The organism is Sphingomonas sp. (assembly GCF_031361285.1).
Taxonomy (GTDB): domain Bacteria; phylum Pseudomonadota; class Alphaproteobacteria; order Sphingomonadales; family Sphingomonadaceae; genus Sphingomicrobium.
This window is the reverse complement of the sequence record NZ_JANMCO010000062.1, coordinates 26889-46265: the sequence shown is the minus strand read 5'-3', so window position 1 is coordinate 46265 and position 19377 is coordinate 26889. Positions and strand designations below refer to the sequence as shown.

25 protein-coding genes and 1 tRNA gene are annotated in these 19377 nt (G+C 63.6%); 10 read left to right on the top strand and 16 right to left on the bottom strand.

Translation table 11 applies throughout. The annotated features are described in order from the left end of the window. Positions 1–482 precede the first annotated feature (482 nt). Positions 483–614 carry a hypothetical protein gene (locus RMO25_RS06385; RefSeq protein ID WP_309661763.1) on the top strand — a complete coding sequence of 44 codons (132 nt, stop codon included), beginning with the start codon at positions 483–485 and terminating at the stop codon, positions 612–614. Here the strand turns inward: RMO25_RS06385 and RMO25_RS06380 are convergent. The 3 genes from RMO25_RS06380 to RMO25_RS06370 form a co-directional block, all read right to left on the bottom strand. Then, positions 611–751: a hypothetical protein gene (locus RMO25_RS06380; protein ID WP_309661762.1), complete on the bottom strand. Its 141-nt coding sequence runs from the start codon at positions 749–751 to the stop codon at positions 611–613. The two genes, RMO25_RS06385 and RMO25_RS06380, sit on opposite strands and share 4 nt — an antisense overlap. Positions 752–1636: 885 nt before the next feature. Next, positions 1637–1756 (bottom strand): hypothetical protein, encoded by a 120-nt coding sequence (locus RMO25_RS13845; protein WP_405051852.1) that lies wholly within the window; start codon positions 1754–1756, stop codon positions 1637–1639. 379 nt (positions 1757–2135) lie between these two features. After that, positions 2136–2429, bottom strand: a complete 294-nt coding sequence (locus tag RMO25_RS06370; RefSeq protein ID WP_309661760.1) for a hypothetical protein — start codon at positions 2427–2429, stop codon at positions 2136–2138. Between the two features lie 103 nt (positions 2430–2532). Here RMO25_RS06370 and RMO25_RS06365 point away from each other — a divergent pair, with 103 nt between their 5' ends. From RMO25_RS06365 to RMO25_RS06350, 4 genes are all read left to right on the top strand, one after another. Continuing rightward, positions 2533–2859 carry a DUF3489 domain-containing protein gene (locus RMO25_RS06365; protein ID WP_309661759.1) on the top strand — a complete coding sequence of 109 codons (327 nt, stop codon included), beginning with the start codon at positions 2533–2535 and terminating at the stop codon, positions 2857–2859. Next, the gene (locus RMO25_RS06360) at positions 2856–3266 is read left to right on the top strand and encodes a DUF2924 domain-containing protein (protein WP_309661758.1); all 411 of its coding nucleotides are present in this window, start codon (positions 2856–2858) and stop codon (positions 3264–3266) included. The genes RMO25_RS06365 and RMO25_RS06360 overlap by 4 nt, the downstream gene beginning before the upstream one ends. Then, positions 3263–3661: a recombinase family protein gene (locus RMO25_RS06355; RefSeq protein ID WP_309661757.1), complete on the top strand. Its 399-nt coding sequence runs from the start codon at positions 3263–3265 to the stop codon at positions 3659–3661. The genes RMO25_RS06360 and RMO25_RS06355 overlap by 4 nt, the downstream gene beginning before the upstream one ends. A 72-nt stretch (positions 3662–3733) precedes the next feature. Then, the gene (locus tag RMO25_RS06350; protein WP_309661756.1) at positions 3734–4948 is read left to right on the top strand and encodes a recombinase family protein; all 1215 of its coding nucleotides are present in this window, start codon (positions 3734–3736) and stop codon (positions 4946–4948) included. Positions 4949–5438: 490 nt separating this feature from the next. Here RMO25_RS06350 and RMO25_RS06345 read toward each other — a convergent pair. Further along, positions 5439–5529 (bottom strand) — tRNA-Ser (locus RMO25_RS06345). A gap of 88 nt (positions 5530–5617) precedes the next feature. On the opposite strand from RMO25_RS06345, the gene RMO25_RS06340 reads away from it, so the two are divergent. The 3 genes from RMO25_RS06340 to RMO25_RS06330 are packed head-to-tail and all read left to right on the top strand — an operon-like array spanning position 5618 to position 7211. Continuing rightward, the gene (locus tag RMO25_RS06340; protein WP_309661755.1) at positions 5618–6028 is read left to right on the top strand and encodes a metallopeptidase family protein; all 411 of its coding nucleotides are present in this window, start codon (positions 5618–5620) and stop codon (positions 6026–6028) included. Further along, complete coding sequence (gene ccmA / locus RMO25_RS06335; protein ID WP_309661754.1) at positions 6025–6576, top strand: heme ABC exporter ATP-binding protein CcmA; 552 nt, start codon at positions 6025–6027, stop codon at positions 6574–6576. Before RMO25_RS06340 ends, ccmA begins: the two co-directional genes overlap by 4 nt. Continuing rightward, entirely contained in the window at positions 6573–7211 is a 639-nt protein-coding gene (locus RMO25_RS06330; protein ID WP_309661753.1) for a heme exporter protein CcmB, read from the top strand. Before ccmA ends, RMO25_RS06330 begins: the two co-directional genes overlap by 4 nt. Here the strand turns inward: RMO25_RS06330 and RMO25_RS06325 are convergent. The 12 genes from RMO25_RS06325 to coxB all read right to left on the bottom strand — a co-directional run bounded on the left by RMO25_RS06325 (position 7208) and on the right by coxB (position 17803). Further along, positions 7208–8071, bottom strand: a complete 864-nt coding sequence (locus RMO25_RS06325; protein WP_309661752.1) for a class I SAM-dependent methyltransferase — start codon at positions 8069–8071, stop codon at positions 7208–7210. The two genes, RMO25_RS06330 and RMO25_RS06325, sit on opposite strands and share 4 nt — an antisense overlap. Beyond that, entirely contained in the window at positions 8068–9291 is a 1224-nt protein-coding gene (locus RMO25_RS06320) for a pitrilysin family protein (protein ID WP_309661751.1), read from the bottom strand. The genes RMO25_RS06325 and RMO25_RS06320 overlap by 4 nt, the downstream gene beginning before the upstream one ends. Continuing rightward, complete coding sequence (locus RMO25_RS06315) at positions 9291–9884, bottom strand: SURF1 family protein (protein WP_309661750.1); 594 nt, start codon at positions 9882–9884, stop codon at positions 9291–9293. Before RMO25_RS06315 ends, RMO25_RS06320 begins: the two co-directional genes overlap by 1 nt. Beyond that, positions 9881–10219: a DUF983 domain-containing protein gene (locus RMO25_RS06310; protein WP_309661749.1), complete on the bottom strand. Its 339-nt coding sequence runs from the start codon at positions 10217–10219 to the stop codon at positions 9881–9883. Before RMO25_RS06310 ends, RMO25_RS06315 begins: the two co-directional genes overlap by 4 nt. A 31-nt stretch (positions 10220–10250) precedes the next feature. Continuing rightward, positions 10251–11063 (bottom strand): cytochrome c oxidase subunit 3, encoded by an 813-nt coding sequence (locus tag RMO25_RS06305; protein WP_309661748.1) that lies wholly within the window; start codon positions 11061–11063, stop codon positions 10251–10253. A gap of 50 nt (positions 11064–11113) precedes the next feature. Next, on the bottom strand, positions 11114–11644 hold the full coding sequence (locus tag RMO25_RS06300) for a cytochrome c oxidase assembly protein (protein WP_309661747.1): 531 nt from the start codon (positions 11642–11644) through the stop codon (positions 11114–11116). Next, positions 11641–11769, bottom strand: a complete 129-nt coding sequence (locus RMO25_RS06295; RefSeq protein WP_309661746.1) for a hypothetical protein — start codon at positions 11767–11769, stop codon at positions 11641–11643. Before RMO25_RS06295 ends, RMO25_RS06300 begins: the two co-directional genes overlap by 4 nt. Continuing rightward, on the bottom strand, positions 11766–12677 hold the full coding sequence (locus RMO25_RS06290; RefSeq protein ID WP_309661745.1) for a heme o synthase: 912 nt from the start codon (positions 12675–12677) through the stop codon (positions 11766–11768). The genes RMO25_RS06295 and RMO25_RS06290 overlap by 4 nt, the downstream gene beginning before the upstream one ends. Before the next feature lie 98 nt (positions 12678–12775). Further along, positions 12776–13048, bottom strand: coding sequence for a DUF4242 domain-containing protein (locus RMO25_RS06285; protein ID WP_309661744.1), 273 nt, complete (start codon positions 13046–13048; stop codon positions 12776–12778). A 98-nt stretch (positions 13049–13146) separates the two neighbouring features. After that, positions 13147–14952: a TIR domain-containing protein gene (locus RMO25_RS06280; RefSeq protein ID WP_309661743.1), complete on the bottom strand. Its 1806-nt coding sequence runs from the start codon at positions 14950–14952 to the stop codon at positions 13147–13149. Positions 14953–15069: 117 nt separating this feature from the next. Then, positions 15070–16758 (bottom strand): cytochrome c oxidase subunit I, encoded by a 1689-nt coding sequence (ctaD, locus tag RMO25_RS06275; protein WP_309661742.1) that lies wholly within the window; start codon positions 16756–16758, stop codon positions 15070–15072. Between the two features lie 16 nt (positions 16759–16774). Next, complete coding sequence (gene coxB / locus RMO25_RS06270) at positions 16775–17803, bottom strand: cytochrome c oxidase subunit II (protein ID WP_309661741.1); 1029 nt, start codon at positions 17801–17803, stop codon at positions 16775–16777. Positions 17804–17983: 180 nt separating this feature from the next. On the opposite strand from coxB, the gene pyrE reads away from it, so the two are divergent. Next, entirely contained in the window at positions 17984–18565 is a 582-nt protein-coding gene (gene pyrE, locus RMO25_RS06265) for an orotate phosphoribosyltransferase (RefSeq protein WP_309661740.1), read from the top strand. Continuing rightward, positions 18565–19287, top strand: a complete 723-nt coding sequence (locus RMO25_RS06260) for a pyridoxine 5'-phosphate synthase (protein ID WP_309661739.1) — start codon at positions 18565–18567, stop codon at positions 19285–19287. Before pyrE ends, RMO25_RS06260 begins: the two co-directional genes overlap by 1 nt. The last annotated feature ends 90 nt before the right edge of the window (positions 19288–19377 follow it).

The window sequence follows — 19377 nt, the reverse complement described above, 5'->3', positions numbered from 1 at the left end:
AGCCTTCCGGCGAAACCGGGCTGGGGAGGGAAACACCGGAAGGCAGTCGCGACCTTATGCGGGCCATTCGCATTATTCGCATACGTAATGGTACGGATGTCCTGGCGGGTAACGTCAGAAGCAACGACCGTGCCCCGCTTTTTCATCGATTCCTTGTCCCGGCAACCACATCGCCAGGAAAGAGCCGCCCGGAATAGTGCAGGGTCGTCATGAGCTTGGCTTCATGGAGCCGGCTTAGCGTAGAAGTCGGCTCCTTCAACATGCGTCGCAAACGGGCGTTTACAGCAGCCATTCGTCGCGAGCGACGCGCGACACCCGGTGTTATGTGAACTCCGGTTCGAGTCCGGACTGTCTTCGCGTCCGGCGATGCGCTACCGTCACGGACGAAAATAGAGGCTCCAATGTCCGTCCCTCAGCGCGTCAATGACTTCATTTCAAAGCATCGACCGGAGCCCGTCTGCAACTCGTGTATCGCTGCCGGCGTGGGGCTCATCAACAACACCGCGCACCCGGCGCAGATCACCGGCGCACTCGCCACGACGAGCGACTTCGTCCAGGAAAGCGGCACCTGCTCGATCTATAAGAGCAACAAGAAGGTGATCCGCCGTACCTAGGTTTCTTTGAGGTGCGACAGAATCTGGCCCGACCGGACCGGGTCGAGCCGGTCCGCCTCGGCCGACGCCCACTGCTCCCATGTCTCGACCGCCGTGAGATCGACCTCGACTGAACCGGCGACTACGGCGTCGCGCACGCGGGCAATCAGCGCGCGCAGGTCCGGCTCAATCGCCGAGGTCTGCAAAACGCCGCCGAAGAAATCGATCGTTCGCCGATCGGTCCCCGCGCTCCACATTGCCGAGCATCAGCAGCAGATCGTCATCATCGAGAGCGATCACAAAGTGCCCGCGATGCACGGCCGCGTCCTTGCAACGGGCAATGAATCTCTCCTTGTCTGAAAACGAACGGCAACAAAGCAGGCCAAGGAATCCACGAACATGCGAAAAGCGGCCAGTGAGCTGATCCAGCTCCGGGTTAGCGATGTCCTGACTATAGTTTTTGCATTCGACCGGGACTTGGATGGCCCTTGTCTGCGCGGAACGGAGCGCAGTGTCGAAGAACCCATCGCGGGCAGCGTTTGTGTAGCTAATGTCGATGCGCTTGCGGCCATCGTCGATTTCCCGTTCTTTGACGGGTGCGATTAGCTCCGGGAAGAAAAGGAAAGTCAGAGTACCGATGCAGTAGCGGTGGTATTCGCTCGCTTGTGCGTTTCCACCGCCAATGCCGCGGAGCTCATCGGCAACCTGGCGGGCATAGTCCTGTTCGTCGAAGTTCGGTTCTAGGTCGTCCGGATCGAGGACACCCTTGGCGCCAGCCAGCCGCTTGTATTGCTCCAGGACATCAGGATGTTCCTGGGCGAACCTCGCCAAGTCCGGCTTGTAGCGAGGGTGCCTCTCCTTGACCTCCTTCTTGTAGACTCGCCTGCCTCCCGACTTGAGGACATGCACGAGTGCCTGGCCTGCATGCAGGTATTCCTGCTGCAGGTAGGGGATCATGTGGTCGTTGTAGAACTCCTGCGAGTTCAGCGAGAGGACCTTACGGACCGAAAACTTGGGCACGAGGATTACGGGGGCTCCCGCAATTACGATCGTTTCTCGCGGTGCTTGGACCCAATCCTCTTGATTAGGATCCCAGACGGGGGCGAGCGCGACATTGCCTGTAAGGGGCATTCCCCACAGTTCGGCTTCCTGCCTTGTGTAATCGAGAAGAGGCCCGCGGATAATGTTTGTCGTCAGGTCCGATACCTTATCGGATCCGATTCCGGGGATGAATAACTCCGTCTCGGCGAGTTCGGTCAGGAGCCCTGTTTGGACTGCCCGGCTCTGGCGAAGCGCATCCAAGATTTGAACCGCTTGCCCATCGCCAATTCCCCTGCCCTGCGGCCTGCCGCACGACAGACCGAGAAAGGTTTCGTTGGTCTCGTGAAGGTGAGAAGCCAAGTGGGCTGCGCGCGCATCGTCACCTTGACGCAGCGCTTGGATTAGACAGTTAAAGAATGAGCGGAGGTCCCACCACATTCGGTTTGAGGATCTCGCGAGATGGCTTGAAGAGATGGGGGACTGTGCCGAAAGGCTTGCCGCCTATTCTCCAAACTGACTCTTCGGACTGTAAGGAAAACTGTAGGGAACTGCTGTCCAAACCCGCCCCTTCAGCACGTCGCTCGACGCATCGATTGCCAGCGGGCTCATGTCCTCCATGATCATCCCAATGCGGGTGCATAGCAGAACCACCAAATCCATCAGATCGGGGTCAGGCGCGTCGGCGTCTTCCATGTGCGCACTGACGTCCTCACTGACCGGCGAAGTCCAGACCCAGCATTTTTTGCACAACAGCGAACTCGACTGGACTTCGGTTCGAACCAGAGCATTGGTCATGGCATCGAGTCGCGGCGCTGAAGCGCCGCTGCCCCGACCGGTTGCGCCGGCGGGGCTGTGGGTGGTGGACCAGCATCAGGCTGCGCCACGATGGAGACCCACCATGACCAAGACGTCCAAGAAACGATCAAATGCACCCTCGGGTAACAAGTCCGACAATGCTGCGGCGGGCACGACCAAGCCCGTCGTTGCTTCGCGGCCAGAAGCCACTGTGTCCGTGGCGCCGCAAAAAGCACCCAACAAGCAACAGACACTGGCGGCGCTGGTCGTCCGCGACGAAGGGGCGACGATCGATCAGGTGATCGCTGCGACCGGCTGGCTTCCGCACACCACGCGGGCTGCGCTGACCGGCCTCAAGAAAAAGGGCTATGCCATCAGCAGCGACAAGATCGATGGTGTGCGGACCTATCGCGCGGTAGCGCCGCAATGACCCGGGACGATGTGCGCGCTTGGCTTGCCGCGCTCGAGGCGATGAAGCTCGAAGAGCTGCGAGTCGCCTGGGCCCGGCGTATGAAAAGTTCGCCTCCGAAAATCAGCGCCGGACTCCTTCGGTTGGCGCTTGCCCATGCGCTGCAGTCGAAGTCACTGGGCGGCATTACCAAGTCAACCGACCGAAAGCTGTGCGAACTGGCGGCAGGGTCAAATGGCCCGCCGCCCGGAACCCGGCTCTCGCGATCATGGCAAGGCAAACTGCACATCGTCACCGTCACCGAGGAGCAGAAGTTCAACTGGCAGGGCAAGGACTGGGACAGCCTCAGCGTGATTGCCCGTACGATCACTGGCACGCACTGGTCCGGTCCAGCCTTCTTTGGCACCCGCGCAAGGAAGGCAGCATGATGCGGGTCCGCTGCGCCATCTACACCCGCAAATCGAGCGAGGAAGGCCTCGAGCAAGACTTCAACAGTCTCGATGCCCAGTTCGAGGCCTGCGCCGCCTACATCAAGAGTCAGGCCAGCGAAGGATGGCTCCTCGGCAAGGAGCGATACGACGATGGTGGCATATCCGGCGGAACGCTGGCTCGGCCGGGCTTGAACCGACTACTCGAGGATATCGCAGCTGGCCGGATCGACATCGTCGTCGTCTACAAGGTCGATAGGCTGACCCGCTCGCTGCTTGACTTCGCCAAGCTGGTCGAGACGTTCGACAAGGCGGACACGAGCTTTGTTTCCATTACGCAGTCGTTCAACACGACCACCAGCATGGGCAGATTGACCTTGAACATGTTGCTGTAGTTCGCCCAGTTCGAACGCGAGGTCACTGCTGAGCGGATCCGCGATAAGATCGCCCAGTCCAAAGCCCGCGGCATGTGGATGGGCGGGAACCCGCCTATCGGATACCGGCCCGAAGGCAGAAGCCTAGCCATCGTCGAACAGCATGCTGCTCTGGTTAGAGACATCTTCGATCGCTACCTGCGGCTAGGCAACATGCGCCTGCTTCACAGAGAGTTGCTGTCGAGCGGCATCGTCAAACCCGACCGAACCACAGCCAACGGCCGGGCCTATGGCGGCGCAGCTTTCAATCGGTCGGAGCTGTATAACATGCTTGGGAACCGCATTTACGTCGGCGACATCGTCCATCGCGACAAGGTCTGGCCGGGCCTGCACCAGCCGATCATCGATCCCGAGACCTTCGATCGGGCACAGGAACTCCTTTCCCGCCACGTCAAAGGTGACCGGACTCCACGCGACGCGGAACAGCAGAGCCTGCTGGCAAGTCGCATCGTCGATGAACGCGGCGAGCCGCTGATTGCGACCCATGCCAGCAAGAAGATTGCAGCTGGCAAGCGCCGCTATCGCTACTATGTCACAAGAGGGCTTCTACAGGGAAACGGGGAAGGCATGCGCATTCCGGCCCTCGAGCTGGAACATATCGTCGTTGCGCGACTGACCGAGATGCTCGTCAATCCGCTCAGCGTTCTCGAGCATCACGCCACCACCGATGCCGCTGTAACAGAGCGAGCCATCCAACGGGGCCAGGCATTGGCGGCAGAAATACATGGGTCGAGAGTCGAGGGACAGCGAGCAGTCGTTCGCCAGATGGTCGGAAAGGTGATCGTTGGAGACGACAAAGTTACCATCAAGGTGGACTGGCCAGCGCTATGCGATCTGCTCGGCGTCCCGGCCCACACATCAGACGATGAAATTCTCCTTCTCGAAACCGCGGCTCGGCTGACCCGCTCGGGACGGGCGATACGGATGATCCAGCACGACGGCCGGCTTATCCGGTCGACTGTCGACCTCACGCTCGTCCGTTTGATCGTGAAGGCGAGGAGCTGGTGGCAGCGTCTTCTGCAGGAACATGGCCTGACCGTCACCGGGCTTGCGGCGAGCGAAGACGTCACTCAGTCCTATGTGACGCGCGTCCTGAGGCTCGCGTTCCTCTCCCCAGATGTCGTGAAGGCCATCATGACCGGCAGGCAGCCGGCCTGGCTGGATAGTGGCTCCCTTTGCAGAAGGGACTCAATCTCTCTCGACTGGGACCAGCAGAAGCACAGTCTTTTGTTGGGAAGAGCTTCATAGCGACGGCCCCGTGACGGCGGCCGCCGCCACGATTTCGAAACTCCCAGCACCTGACGGACCGCATGGTCCGTTTTCACTTTCGGGGAGCGTGCTGACTGAAGGCTACCTCGCCGCGCCGCGAAAAACGGTACTGCGCGATCCGCCCCGGGAGAATCCAGCGCCTTTCGGGCGAAGTAACTGCCTTACCTCTGCGCTCCCCCGTCCAGACGGCCCGCGAGAATGGGCACTTCCGCGGCATCAGTGACGGGCCAGAAAATGATGCTAAGTCAATGACTTAACGGTGGCGGACCAAGAGGGATTCGAACTCTCAGTACGGACCCAAATCTAACCCTCGGAAATGTGGGCAGAAAATAGGGCCAACCTGGGCAAAGTCCGAAACAGAGAAATGATCGCCTCAAGCTAAGGTAAAGCAGACCAAAGAGACGGGGGAAATGATGCTCGAAAAGCGAGCATCATTTAGAAGAAAAGTTCTCTGATATCAATGACTTGCTGGCGGAGCGGGTGGGATTCGAACCCACGATACGCTTTTGACGTATACTCACTTTCCAGGCGAGCGCCTTCGACCACTCGGCCACCGCTCCGCATGCACTGGACGTCGGGTCATCTACGGGGCGGGGCAGCAGGGGGCAAGCTTGCCGCTGATGCGGCGCGACCGTAGGGCGCTGAACCATGAACCTGGCCGAACGCCTGTCGCTGCGAACGCCGTCGGCCGACGCCATCCACGCGATCGCGCGCCGGACGATGGGGCGGCTGCCCGCCCCGTTCGCCGACAGCCTCGACGATATCGTGTTGCGGATCGAGGAATTGGCCGACGCCGAGACGCTTCGCAATGTCGGGCTGGACCACCCGATGCAATTGAGTGGGCTGTACGAAGGCGTCCCGCTCCACCTGCGCAGCGTCGGCCAGTCGGGCACGCTGCCCGAACGGATCACTTTGTACCGACGCCCGATCCTCGCCGAATGGTCGTCGAGCCGCGACAGCCTCGATCGGCTGGTCGCCCACATCGTCATCCACGAGGTCGGGCATCATTTCGGCTTCTCCGATGACGACATGCACGCGCTCGAAGAGGCGGCGGAATGAAGCCGCTGCTGATGTTCAATAAGGTGACGCTGTGGCGCGGCGGTCGGCTGTTGTTCGAAGGCCTCGACCTCACCCTCAGCCCAGGCGAGGCGCTGCACCTGACGGGCCCCAACGGCAGCGGCAAATCAAGCCTGATCCGGCTCGCCGCGGGTCTGCTGCGAGCCGAGGCCGGGCGGATCGATCGTGCGGCGCTCGCGCTGGCCGACGATGCGCTGGCGCTCGACCGCGACCTACCACTCGGCCGGGCGCTGCGGTTCTGGGCTGCCGATGTTGATCCGGCGATGGAAGCGATGGGCCTGACCGGTCTGACGGACGTGCCGGTGCGCCTGCTGTCGGCCGGGCAGGCGAAGCGCGCGATGCTCGCCCGCGTCGCCTCCTCGGGGGCATCGCTGTGGCTGCTCGACGAACCGTTGAACGGTCTCGATGCCGACGGGGTCGAGCGGCTGGACGGTCTGCTCGCGCGCCATCGTGCCTCGGGTGGAGCGGTGCTCGCCGCGTCGCACGCACCGCTCGCTGGCGCCTGGGCGCAGCTGGAGCTCGGCCAATGATCGCCGCGCTCATCGCCCGCGACGTCCGCCGGGCGATTGGCGGCGCGGCATGGCTGCCGGTTGGCTTCTTCCTGCTGGTCGCGACCCTGGTACCGTTTGCCGTCGGGCCGGACGCGCGGCTGCTCGGGCGGATTGGCGGCGGCGCCTTGTGGATCGCGGCGCTGACCGCAGCGCTGCTGCCCATCGAGCGATTGATCGAGCCCGATCGCGCCGACGGCGTGCTCGACCAGCTCGCATTGCATGGTTTGGCGGAGGAAAGCGTCGCGCTGGCCAAGATCGTCGCCCACTGGCTGACCTTCGCGCCCTTGCTGCTGCTGGCAGCAGTGCCGGGGTCGGTAATTCTCGGGCTGGATTCTCAATCGCTTGGTCGCGCCCTCATCGCGCTGGCCGTCGGCACACCCGGACTTGCTGCATTGGCGGTGGCGGTGGCGGCGCTGACCGCGGGGCTGCCGCGCGCCGGGGCTTTGGCCGGAATCTTGCTGCTGCCGCTGGCCGTGCCGCTGCTGATCTTCGCCGCCGCAGCGAGCGGTGATGGCGGGTCAGGCGCGCTGTTGCTCGAGGCGGCGGTGTCGTTGCTGATTGCCGCCGGAGCGCCGTTCGTTGCCGGCGCCGCGATCCGGGCGGGAAGAACCTAGTCGCGACTCCAGCGCGCAAAGATTGCCGTCGGCAACAATAAACCGCGGGACTCTTCGCGCACCGCCATCTCGCCTACCTCGACCGTGCCGCCGAGATCGCCGAATAGCTGCGTCACCAGCTCGCCGATCGCCAGCGCCGACATCCGTACGGCATAAACGGTCAGGACCAGGAAGCGGCTGTCGGCGTCGAGCAATTGGCGGCAGTCGGCAAGCAAGGGCGCGAGGTCTTCCTCCAGCCGCCACACTTCGCCCTCGGGCCCGCGACCGAACTTGGGCGGGTCGAGCAAGATGCCGTCGTAACGGCGACCGCGCCGGACTTCGCGGGCGGTAAACTTGCGGGCGTCGTCGACGATCCAGCGGATCGGCCGGTCAGCCATTCCCGACAGAGCAGCGTTCGCGCGCGCACCCTCGACCGATTTCTTCGATGCATCGACGTGGACCATTTTGGCCCCGGCGTCGCTCAGCAGCAGGCTGCCGACGCCTGTGTAGCCGAACAGGTTGAGTACCTCGGCGTCGCTCGCGCGCTCGCGCATCCAGTCCCATTGCGGCGCCATGTCGGGGAAGAACCCAAGATGGCGGAACGGCGTCAGGCTGGCGTAAAACTTGACCGCCCCGCGGGCCAGGTCCCAATCGCGCGGCACCGGCCGATGCTCGACCCAGCGTCCCCCGCCCTCCTCGTCGGAGCCGGGAACGAAAGTCGCGTCGGGGTCCCAGTCGGCCAGTGCCAGCGCCCACATCGCTTGCGGTTCTGGCCGAACGACAGTCACCGCGCCGTAACGCTCGAACTTGAGCCCGCCGCCGCTGTCGATCAGGCCCCAATCCGCCCACGGCTCGGCAACCAGGGTGGTGAGTGCGGTCACGCGGCGCGGACCGCCGGCACTCCGATTGTCGCCCGGGCGCGCGGGCCGGCGACCATCGCCGCGCCGGCGGCGCGCACGTCGTCGAGCGTCACCGCGGCCAGTTTCTCCAGCACCTCCGCCGGCTCGACCAGCCGCCCGTGGATCGACAATTGGCGGGCGACATAGGCGGCCTGCCCCCACGGCGTTTCGAGCGACATTAGCAGCGCCGCCCGCGCCTGGATCCGCGCCCGATCGAGCTCGCGCTGGCTGGCATCGGCGGCGGCGGCGCGAATAATGTCTTCGATCAGCTGGGCGGCATCGGCCGATTGGCGCTTGGCGGTCGCCGCATAGGCGTAGAACAGTCCGGTGTCGGCGAACGGGTGGAGGACCGAATAGATTGAGTAAGCAAGGCCACGCTCCTCGCGCAATTCCTGGAACAGCCGCGACGACATGCCGCCCCCAACCAGGTCGGTGAACAAGCGCGCGGCGAGATAGTCGGGGGCGCGGTTGGACGGCGCCGCCAGCCCGATGGTCAGATGCGCTTGCTCGCTGGGCGTTCGACCGATCCGCGATCCGCCGGTGAAGTGCGCCGGTTCGGGTTTCGCCGGCTGGCCCGGTTCAACCGCGGCGAACTGCGTTTCCGCAAGCGCGACCAAAGCTTCATGCTCGACCTTGCCGGCGCCGACCAGGATCACATTGCCGCCGCGAAACTGGCCGGATCGCCAAGCCTCCAGATCGCCGGTTCCGATCCGCTCGATGCTGGCTTCGTCGCCGAGAATCGAACGGCCGATCGGCTGGGCATCGAAGGCGGCGCTCCACAGCTCGTCGAAAATGATGTCGTTGGGCGTGTCCCGCGCCTCGCCAAGTTCCTGCAGGACGACGTCCTTCTCGCGCGCCAGCTCGTCCGGCGACAGATGCGCGCGCAGCACCAGGTCGGCGATCAGTTCCACGGCCAGCGGCACATGCTCGGGCATGACGCTGGCGGTGAAGTTGGTGCCCTCGCGCTCGGTGCAGGCGTTGAGTTCGCCACCGACGTCCTCGATCGCTTCGCTGATGGCGCGCGCCGATCGGCCGCCGGCGCCCTTGAACACCATATGCTCGAACAGATGGGCAATGCCGTTGAGCGCCGCCGGCTCGCTCCGCGACCCGCTCTCGACATACAGGCCGACCGCGGCGGTGGCGTAGCCCGGCATTGCGCGGCTCGCCACGCGCAAGCCATTGGCCAGGGTCGTCAGCCGCATCACGGCTTTGGCTCTTGCAGCCGTTTGCGCACCGCCAGGAAGTAAATGACGGCCGCGATCAGCGCGAACAGGAACCATTGCACTGCATAAGCGCGGTGATTGTTCGGGATCTGGTCGATCGACGGCGGCGCGCTCGCCTCGAGCCCCGCCGGGGCGCTGGCCGCAACCAGCCGCAGGCGCGACTTACGGTCGGGCGCGATGATCCCGCTGACCAGGCCGCCGCGCCATTGCACCGCCGCATTGGGGTTCTTCGACCAGCCCAGCTCGACACTCATCCCCGGCCCTTCCGCGCCGGTGACGCAGTCGGCGACCTGGGCGAAGCCGGGCTCACCCGCCAGGTTGCTGCCGGCCGTGGCGCGCATGTTGGCGACCTTGAGGCACAGGCCGGTGGCGTGGCGGAACAGCGGCAAATCGTCGGTGTCGAGCGGGCTGGTCGGGAAGGCGATCGGCGGCATCGACTGCGCTGCCTGGTAGCGGGCGATCAGCGCTTCTTTTTCATGCGCCCGACGAATTTGCCAAAAGCCCAGAGCGATCATGACCGCAACGGCGGCGGCGACAATCAGGGTCGGGATCAGCGGCAATTTGCGGATCATGGCTGCAACCGCCCTTCCCTAGCGGCGTGCGTATATTCCTGCGCTAGGAGCATCGCCTTGCCGACCCGCAGGCCAAAAACGGTGAGGCCAAGCCCGATCGGGATCCAGATCAAATGCACCCAGAACGGCGGCGTGAACATCAATTCGACGGTGATCGCGCCAGTCACCAGGATCGCACCAACGATCAGGATCAGGAACGCGGCGGGACCATCACCGACGTTGAACGCGGCGAAATCCAGGCCGCAGCCCCGGCATTTGTCGGCGAAGTTAATCCAGCCGGTGAACAGGGTTTTCCCGCCGCAACGAGGGCATGAACCGGCAAGCGTGGCCGCCATAGGCGAAGGCTCGCTCACGGGCGGAACCCGATCAGCCGTGGATCGGCGCGCCCCAGCCGCCCCACACATAGATCGACACGAACAGGAACAGCCAGACGACGTCGACGAAGTGCCAGTACCAGGCCGCCGCCTCGAACCCGAAATGCTGCCGGGGCGTAAAATCGCCGCGGTTGGCGCGCGCCAGGCAGACGATCAGGAAAATGGTGCCGACAATGACGTGGAAACCGTGAAATCCGGTCGCCATGAAAAAGGTCGAACCATAGATGCTGCCTTTGAAGGCGAACGGCGCGTGGGCGTACTCATAGGCCTGGATGCTGGTGAACAAGAGGCCGAGCAGGATGGTCAGCAACAAGCCGAGCTTGAGGCCCTTGCGATCGCCGTGGATCAACGCATGGTGGGCCCAGGTGACGGTCGTGCCCGAGCATAACAGGATCATCGTGTTGAGGAGCGGGAAGCCCCACGGATCGAGCACTGCGATGCCCTTGGGCGGCCAATGTCCGCCGATCGCCGCTTGCGGGAATAAAGAGCTGTCGAAAAACGCCCAGAACCAGGCGAGGAAGAACATGATTTCGGAGGCGATGAACAGGATCATCCCGTAGCGAAGGTGCAGCTGGACGACCGGCGTGTGATAGCCGGTGTGAGCTTCGCGGATGGTGTTGTTCCACCAGGCGATCATGGTGCCGATCACGGTCGCGACGCCCGCTGCCATCACGAACTTTCCATAGGGATTGGCGTGCAGCCACATCACCGCGCCGCCGAACAAGGCGAAGGCGCCCATGGCGCCGATCAGCGGCCACGGATCGGGGTCGACGAGGTGGTAATCGTGGTTCTGGGTCGCCGCCATCGGGTCGTGCTTTCCTCTTGTTCCTGCGAGCGGCTCTAGCCGCCCGAGCCCTAGGTTTCCACCGGGTAAAAAGTGTAACTCAAGGTAATCTCGTCGATGTCCTTGGTGTCCGGGTCATTGCGGATCTTGGGATCGACGAAAAACACCACTGGCATGTCGGCCGTCTGGCCCGCTTTCAGCGTCTGCTCGGTGAAGCAGAAGCAAGCGATCTTCTTGAAATATTGCCCGGCCTTGTCGGGCGTGACGTTGAACACCGCCTGGCCAGTCGTCGTCCGCGCGACGAGGTTGGTGGCGCGATAGAAGATCTGGGTCTTGGCGCCGGGTTTGATGCGGACCGTCCGCTGCACCGGCTCGAACCGCCACGACAGCCCGGGATGGACATTGGCATCGAACCGCACGCCAATCTGACCGGCGACTGCGCCCGGCGCCCGGTCGGCACGCTGGGTGGTGCCGGCAAAGCCCGTCGCCTGGCAGAACAAGCGGAACAGTGGCACCGACGCGAAGGCGAGCCCGACCATCGCCGCCGCGAACAGTGCCATCAGCAGCGCCGTGCGCGTGTTGCGCTGGGACAAAGCGGTCATGATTGAAGTCCGATTTTGGCGACGGTGATCAGGAACAGCAGGATGACAAAGCCGCCGAGCAGCCACGCCATCAGCCGCGCGCGCTCCCTTTGGCGCCGGACGACTTCCTGCTCGTGCTCGCTCACCCGGCAATCCAGCGATCGACTACCAGGGCCGCGAACAAAGCGAACAGATACAGCACCGAAAAACCGAACAAGCGCTTCTCGGGCCGCATCCCGGCCGGCTCGGTGGCGCGGTTGGCGAGCACCTGCCCGGCCATGACCAGGAATCCAGCACTCAAGCCGGTGGCGACGAGGCCATAGAGCACCCCGGCCAGACCCAGCGGCCACGGCGCGATGGCGGCAGCCGCCATCGGCAGGCTGTAGAGGAAGATTTGCCGCCGGGTTGCGGCGACGCCCGCGGTCAGCGGCAGCATCGGCACCTTGGCCGCCGCATAGTCCGAGCGGACAAACAGCGACAGCGACCAGAAATGCGGCGGCGTCCACAGAAAGATGATGGCAAACAGGATCAGCGGCAGCGGCGCCAGCTGGCCGGTCGCCGCGACCCAGCCGATCAGCGGCGGAAACGCCCCGGCGGCGCCGCCGATGACGATGTTCTGCGCCGTCCGCCGCTTGAGCCACACGGTGTAGACCAGCACGTAAAACAGGATCGACGCCGCCAGCAGCAGCGCCGCCAGATGATTGGTCGCCAGGTACATCAGGATGACCGAGAAAACCGCCAGCCCAACCCCGAAGTGAAGCGCGGTCTGGCGGTCCATCCGCCCGGCCGGCAGCGGCCGATTAGCGGTGCGCTTCATTTGCGCGTCGAGATCAACTTCATACCATTGGTTGAGTGCTCCGGCCGCACCAGCGCCAAGCGCAATGCACAGGATCGCCGTGAAGCCCAGCGCCAGCGGCGGCATCACCGGCGCAACCAGCAGGCCGCACAGACCAGTGAACACCACCAGGCTCATCACCCTCGGCTTGGTCAGCGCGACGAGGTCGCGCCAATCGGTCGGCAGCGCGGCTGGGTTGATCATTTCGATGGCGGGCATTGCCGGCTCTATAGGGGGTCGGTCGAGGCCAGAAAACCCCTCTCCCGCCTCGAAGTGATCAAGCGAACTTCGGGCGCGGAGCGCAGGTCAGTCGCGATTCATTCAGCCGTTGTCGGATCGATCACGCTGTGGACTTGCGAGATGCTGTTGGCAGGAAATCCGCCGCGCTCCGCATGCTCCCTTATGAGTTCCTCGTCGGGCGCGCGATAAATGCAATAGATTTTGTTATCGGTCACATAGCTGTGGACCCATTGGATGTCCGGCCCAAGATCGCGAAGCACCTGGCACGAAGTCTGGGAAGCGCCCTTGAGATCGGAGACACTCAATTGGCCTACGCCCGGCATATTACGCTCGATCACGAACTGAGGCATATCTCGATCTCCTGATTGCAGGGCAGAAACGACGGTGGGCGTTCCTATTTCCTAAGTCCATCCCGCGCATCCAGTCCGGACGCGGGGAGCCGGATATCTCATTGGCCACCGATCAACCATTTGAAAGGAGCGGGCAGCGTGTCCGGCGGACCCAAGGCGCCATCGTCCGGAATGCCGAGCCGGGTCCTTGCGCGCGAGAGCATAGTCGAAAACCGGGGGTCGGCCCGGAGCGAATCGAGGTCCGGATCAGATTCCGCGATTCTTAAATGATATTTGCTGATGGACGAGAAATTACGCCGAAGCAGCCTCAACGCACCGTCCTGGTTTCCCAGATAAGCGGCGAGCATGCCTGCGAAATTATAGCGCATGTCCAGATTATCGCAGTCGACAAGCATGGCTCGGGCCATCCATTCCTCGGCATGGTCGACCTTCCCTAGCGCGGCAAATCCTCTTGCCCCGAAGCTCATTGCAGCGCCATTGCTTGGATCTTTCGACAATATTTGTTCCGCCTGCGCGATCGACATCTCGGCGGCTTTGCGCTCGGCGTCGCCATCGCCGAGCGCATGATAACAGGTCACCAGCATGCCCCAGGCGTGGATATCGGTTTCGATGATCGAGACGGCTTTTTCCAGGTGCCTCGTCGCGGCGTCCCACTGGCGCTCGCGCATGCAGACCCGAGCCGCTTCCTTGTTCACTTCCCACGATTCCGGGTCGAGTCCGAGCGCCGTTGTCATCTGAACGCCGGCCTCGTCGAAAAGGCCTCTTTCCTCCAGTCGGCGCACCATCGGGCAGTGTGCCTCAGCTATGCTTGGGTCGATCGCCAGCGCCGTATGGGCGGCTGCCACACCGTCCTCGATCTCGCTTCCGAAATTATAGCGCAAGTTGGACTGCGCGATGGCGAGGAGCGCCCAGGCTTGCGCATAATAAGGGTCCAGTTCGACCGCTCGGCCGGAGATTCGCATGACTCGCTGCTCGCGACGAATGTCGCCGTGGTTGCCCGTTATCCAATATTGCCGCGCCAGAAGGTAGAGGTTGTAGGCCTCGACATTGGTCGTCCCCCGCTGCTTGATCGCCTTCTTCTCTTCCGGGAGAAGTTTGAGCTTGAGCGCCCGGACGATCGACCGGCTGATCTCGTCCTGGATGACGAAGATATCCGTGAGGTCGCGGTCGTAACGTTCCGCCCAAACATGGTCGCCTGTCCCCCCGTCAATCAATTGTGCCGTGATGCGGACGCGGTTCCCGACTTTCCTGACGCTGCCTTCGAGCACGTGGCTGACGCCGAGGTTTCGAGCGACATCACATATGTTGACTGCTTGCCCTTTGAAGGTGAACGCCGTGTTCCTAGCCGTGACTCCAAGCGCAGACACTTTCGACAGGTCAGTCGTGATGTCTTCGCTGATGCCATCGCTGAAATATTCCTGCTCGGCATCCCCGCTCATGTTGGCGAACGGCAGAACGCAAACAGAGACCTGCCGGTTCGATTTTTTGGGCTGTTGCTTATCACTCTGGACCATCGCACCGACAAGCGCGGAGACGCTTGCGGTGAGCTTTCGCCAACCCGGTGCCGTCGCGTTGCCGTCCCAAGCCTGAAGGTTCGCGCACTGGTATTGGTTAAACGGAAGCGGTGGAATGCAGCCATCGACGGTCACTTGAACAAGCGTGCCCGCCGCTCGCGCCACATCTGCTTCCGCACGCACCCATTGGGACGTCACTGCGTCGGCTGACCACAGTACCACCACGGCGCCTGCCGAGGACAGCCGTTCCTGGATTACGTCGGCGTAGGCGCGATGCGCGGGCAATTCGTCATCGCGCCAGACCTGATATCCCTCGCCCCGCAGGCCCTCGGCCACACGTTCCGCAAACAGCTCATCCGACCGCGCATAGGAGACGAAGACGTCCGCCATAACCTGCCCCTCACCCTTACGGATATCAGGAGTCCATGATCGAGTCATCTCACGCGCCGAACCAGGCAAAGAGGCATGCCACCCGAAGCCCCATGGCTATCCCGCCGAAACGGCGGCCTAGTCGATCCTGGGCAGGGTCGAAAATTGGTGGAACGGCGGCGGGCTGGGCAGCGTCCACTCGAGCGTCGTCGCGCCTTCGCCCCACGGATTGTCTGGCGCCTTCTTGCCGAACGCCAGCGACCAGAACAGATTGACGAAGAATATCGCCATGCCGGCAATGGTCACCATGTAACCGACCGTCGCGATCCAATTGTAATGAGCGAAGGCCGGCGTGTAATCGGGGATCCGCCGCGGCATACCGTCGAGCCCGAGGAAATGCATCGGGAAGAAGACCAGATTGACGCCGATGAACATGATGAAAAAGTGCAACTTGCCGAGCGTCTCGTTGTACATTTTCCCGCTCATTTTCGGGAACCAGTAATAGAAGCCGGAGAAGATCGCGAACACCGCGCCCAGGCTCAGCACATAATGGAAATGCGCGACCACATAATAGGTGTCGTGCATGTAATTATCGACCCCGCCGTTGGCCAGGACGACGCCGGTGACGCCGCCGACGGTGAACAGGAAAATGAACCCGATCGCCCACAGCATCGGCGTTTCGAAGGTCAGGCTGCCGCCCCACATGGTCGCGATCCAGCTGAAGATTTTGACCCCGGTTGGCACCGCGATGACCATCGTCGCCGCGGTGAAATACATCTTCTCGTTGACGCTCATGCCGGTGGTGAACATGTGGTGCGCCCAGACGACAAAGCCGACGACGCCGATCGCGACCATCGCATAGGCCATGCCGAGATAGCCGAAGATCGGTTTGCGGCTGAAGGTGGCGATCACCTGGCTGACCATGCCGAAGCCCGGCAGGATCATGATATAGACTTCGGGGTGGCCGAAGAACCAGAACAGATGCTGGTAGAGAACGACATTGCCGCCGGCCGACGGATCAAAGAAGGCGGTGCCGAAATTGCGGTCGGTCAGCAGCATGGTGATCGCTCCGGCCAGCACTGGCAGCGCCAGCAGCAGCAGGAACGCGGTGACCAGGATCGACCAGACGAACAACGGCATTTTGTGCAGGGTCATGCCGGGCGCCCGCATGTTGAAGATCGTCGTGATGAAGTTGATCGCCCCGAGGATCGAACTGGCGCCGGCCAGATGGAGCGCGAAGATCGCCATGTCGACCGCGGGCCCAGCGGACCCCGACGTCGATAGCGGCGCGTAGACGGTCCAGCCGGTGCCGGCGCCAAGTCCGCTGCCGCCGGATACAAAACTTGACCCCAGCAACAGCGAGAAGGCCGGGATCAGCAGCCAGAAGCTGATATTGTTCATCCGCGGGAACGCCATGTCGGGGGCGCCGATCATCAGCGGCACAAACCAATTGCCAAAGCCGCCGATCATCGCCGGCATGACCATGAAGAACACCATGATCAGCCCGTGGGCGGTGATCAGCACGTTCCAATGGTGGGTCCACTCATCGAAGTTGGCGGTGCCCGACCCCAGCGGCCAGGCGAGGTTGAGGATCTGGATGCCGGGCTCGGCAAGCTCGGCCCGCATGATGCCCGAAATGGCGCCGCCGATAATCCCGGCGACAATCGCGAAGATCAAATAAAGCGTGCCGATGTCCTTGTGGTTGGTCGACATGAACCAGCGGACGAAAAAGCCCGGCTTGTGATCGGCATCGTGGTGCGCATCATGGCTGGCGCCAGAATCCGTGTGGGCCTTGAGCGGCAGCGCGTTGGCGGGAATGGTGCTCATATTACTCGTTCCGCTCTTAATTCTGGGCCGTCGCGGCCTGGTTGGTCACGGGCTGCTTGATCGCCGCCGGATCAGCGCTCGCAGTGGCGTCGGGCTTGGGCATTGCTGCTCCCGGCATCTTGCCACCCTTCGACGCGATCCAGGCAGCGAATTTCGCCGGCGTCACCGCCTCGATGACGATCGGCATATAGCCGTGGCGGGCGCCGCACAGTTCCGAACATTGGCCGAAATAGACGCCCGGTCGGTCGACCTTGGCCCAGGTTTCGTTGAGCTGGCCGGGGTTGGCGTCCATCTTCTGCCACAGCGCCGGCACGCCAAAGCTGTGGATGACGTCGTTCGAGGTGACGATGAACTTCACCACCTTGCCGGCCGGAATGACCATGCGCTCATCGACCGCCAGCAGCGGCGGCCCGTCGGCGTCGGTGCGGAAGCGGTCGCCCGCTTTCACATCGCCCTTTTCCTTGAGCATGTTGGAGACGATCTCAAGGTCGCCATTGTCGGGATATTGGTAGGTCCAATACCATTGGTTGCCGATGACCTTGACGGTCAGATCGGCCTTGGGCGGTGAATATTGGTGGCGCAGCAGCTGGATCGACGGGATCGCGATCCCGACCAGGATTAGCACCGGGACCAGCGTCCAGACGATTTCCAGCAGCGTGTTGTGCGAATTGCGCGATGGCGTCGGATGGGCGCCACGGCGAAACTTGAACATCACGAACGCTAGCAACCCGAGAACAAAAGCGCTGATCACTGCGCACAGCCAAAGCAACGGCCCGTCATGGAATGCTTGCGCTTCCCGACCAAGGTCGGTGACTTGGAACTGGATGCCCATGCGGCCGTCGGGCACCCCGATCCCCGGCGCTGGCGGCGTGACCGGCATCACCATGCCCGCGGGCATGGCAGGCGCGGAATGATCCACCACGGCCGGCGCCATCGGCGTTGCGGTGGCAACGGCCGTCGTCGGAGCCGCGGCCGGCGGGACTTGCGCCGCTGCCGGTGTGAGCCCGGCCGCAGCCAGGGCAATCGCCCATCCAATCAGTTTCATTCGCACCCCGGTGACATTGGGTTGGGATTGGGGCGCTCGCCGCGAGGGCCCCGGATTTGGGCGGCTTATAGGCGCGGCTTTTCGCTCCCTCAAGCGCCAGTTCCAGCGATTTGCGCAGAGTGTTGAAGCGGCCCCGCGAGCGGCCTATTCACGCGAACCCAGGCGCAATGGCAGGACGGCATGACCGACGACGAGATTCTCGATGAGTTCCGCGCTGCGGGGGCGCTGCTGGAAGGTCATTTCATCCTCTCGTCGGGCCTGCGCAGCCCGCGTTACCTCCAGTGCGCCCGCGTCCTGATGGATCCGGCGCGGGCCGAACGGCTGGCCCGGGCGCTTGCCGCCAAACTGCCCGATGAGGTCCGCGGCACGATCGACGCGGTGGTCTCTCCCGCCATGGGCGGGGTTATCATCGGCCATGAGATGGGCCGCGCGCTGGGCAAGACGGCGATGTTCGTCGAGCGGCCCGACGGCCAGTTCGACTTGCGACGCGGATTTCGCCTGGAGCCGGGCGAGCGGGTGCTATTGGTCGAGGATGTCGTCACCACTGGCCTGTCGTCGCGCGAAGCGATCGCTGCTGTCGAAGCGGCTGGCGGCAAGGTGGTTGGCGCTGCTGCGTTGGTCGATCGCTCGGGCGGCAAGGCCGATCTCGGGGTTCCGTTCACCGCGTTGATCCGTATCGACGTGCCGACCTACGCCGCCAACGATCTCCCGCCCGACCTGGCCGCGATCCCCGCCGTGAAGCCGGGGAGCCGCGCCGCCTAATGCTCCGCCTGGGCGTCAACATCGACCATGTCGCGACCATCAGGAACGCGCGCGGCGGACCGCATCCGGACCCGGTGCGCGCGGCCATCGTCGCCGCTTTGGCCGGCGCTGACGGCATCACCGCCCACTTGCGCGAAGACCGGCGGCACATCACCGACGAGGACATCGACCGACTAATGGCGGCGATCGACCTGCCGCTGAACCTCGAAATGGCGGCGACCGAAGAAATGCTGGCGATCGCCCTGGCCCACCGCCCGCACGCCGCCTGCATCGTCCCCGAAAAGCGCGAGGAGCGGACCACCGAGGGCGGGCTCGACGCCGCCGGGCAAATCGACACGCTGCGCCCGTTCGTCGAGCGACTGAAGGCGGCGGGGATCCGCGTCAGCCTGTTCATCGAGCCATCCACCGCCCAGCTCGATGCCGCCATCCGGCTCGGCGCGCCGGTGGTCGAATTCCACACCGGCCGCTACGCCCATGTCGCTGGTGACGAGCGCGCCAGCGAACTCAAGCGCATCGCCGATTGCGCCGCGCTGGCGGTCAAGAACGGCATCGAGCCGCACGCCGGCCACGGCCTGACCTTCGACAATGTCGCGCCCATTGCCGCCATCCCGCAGCTCGCCGAACTCAACATCGGCCATTTCCTGGTCGGCGAGGCGATCTTCACCGGACTCGACGCCAGCATCCGGCGCATGCGCGCATTGATGAATGCGGCGCGTGGATAGATCCTCCCCGGGACGGGGAGGGGGACCATGCGCGGCATGGTGGAGGGGGCTTCGTGCCAGGCGCAGACCCCCCTTCGTCAGCGCTACGCG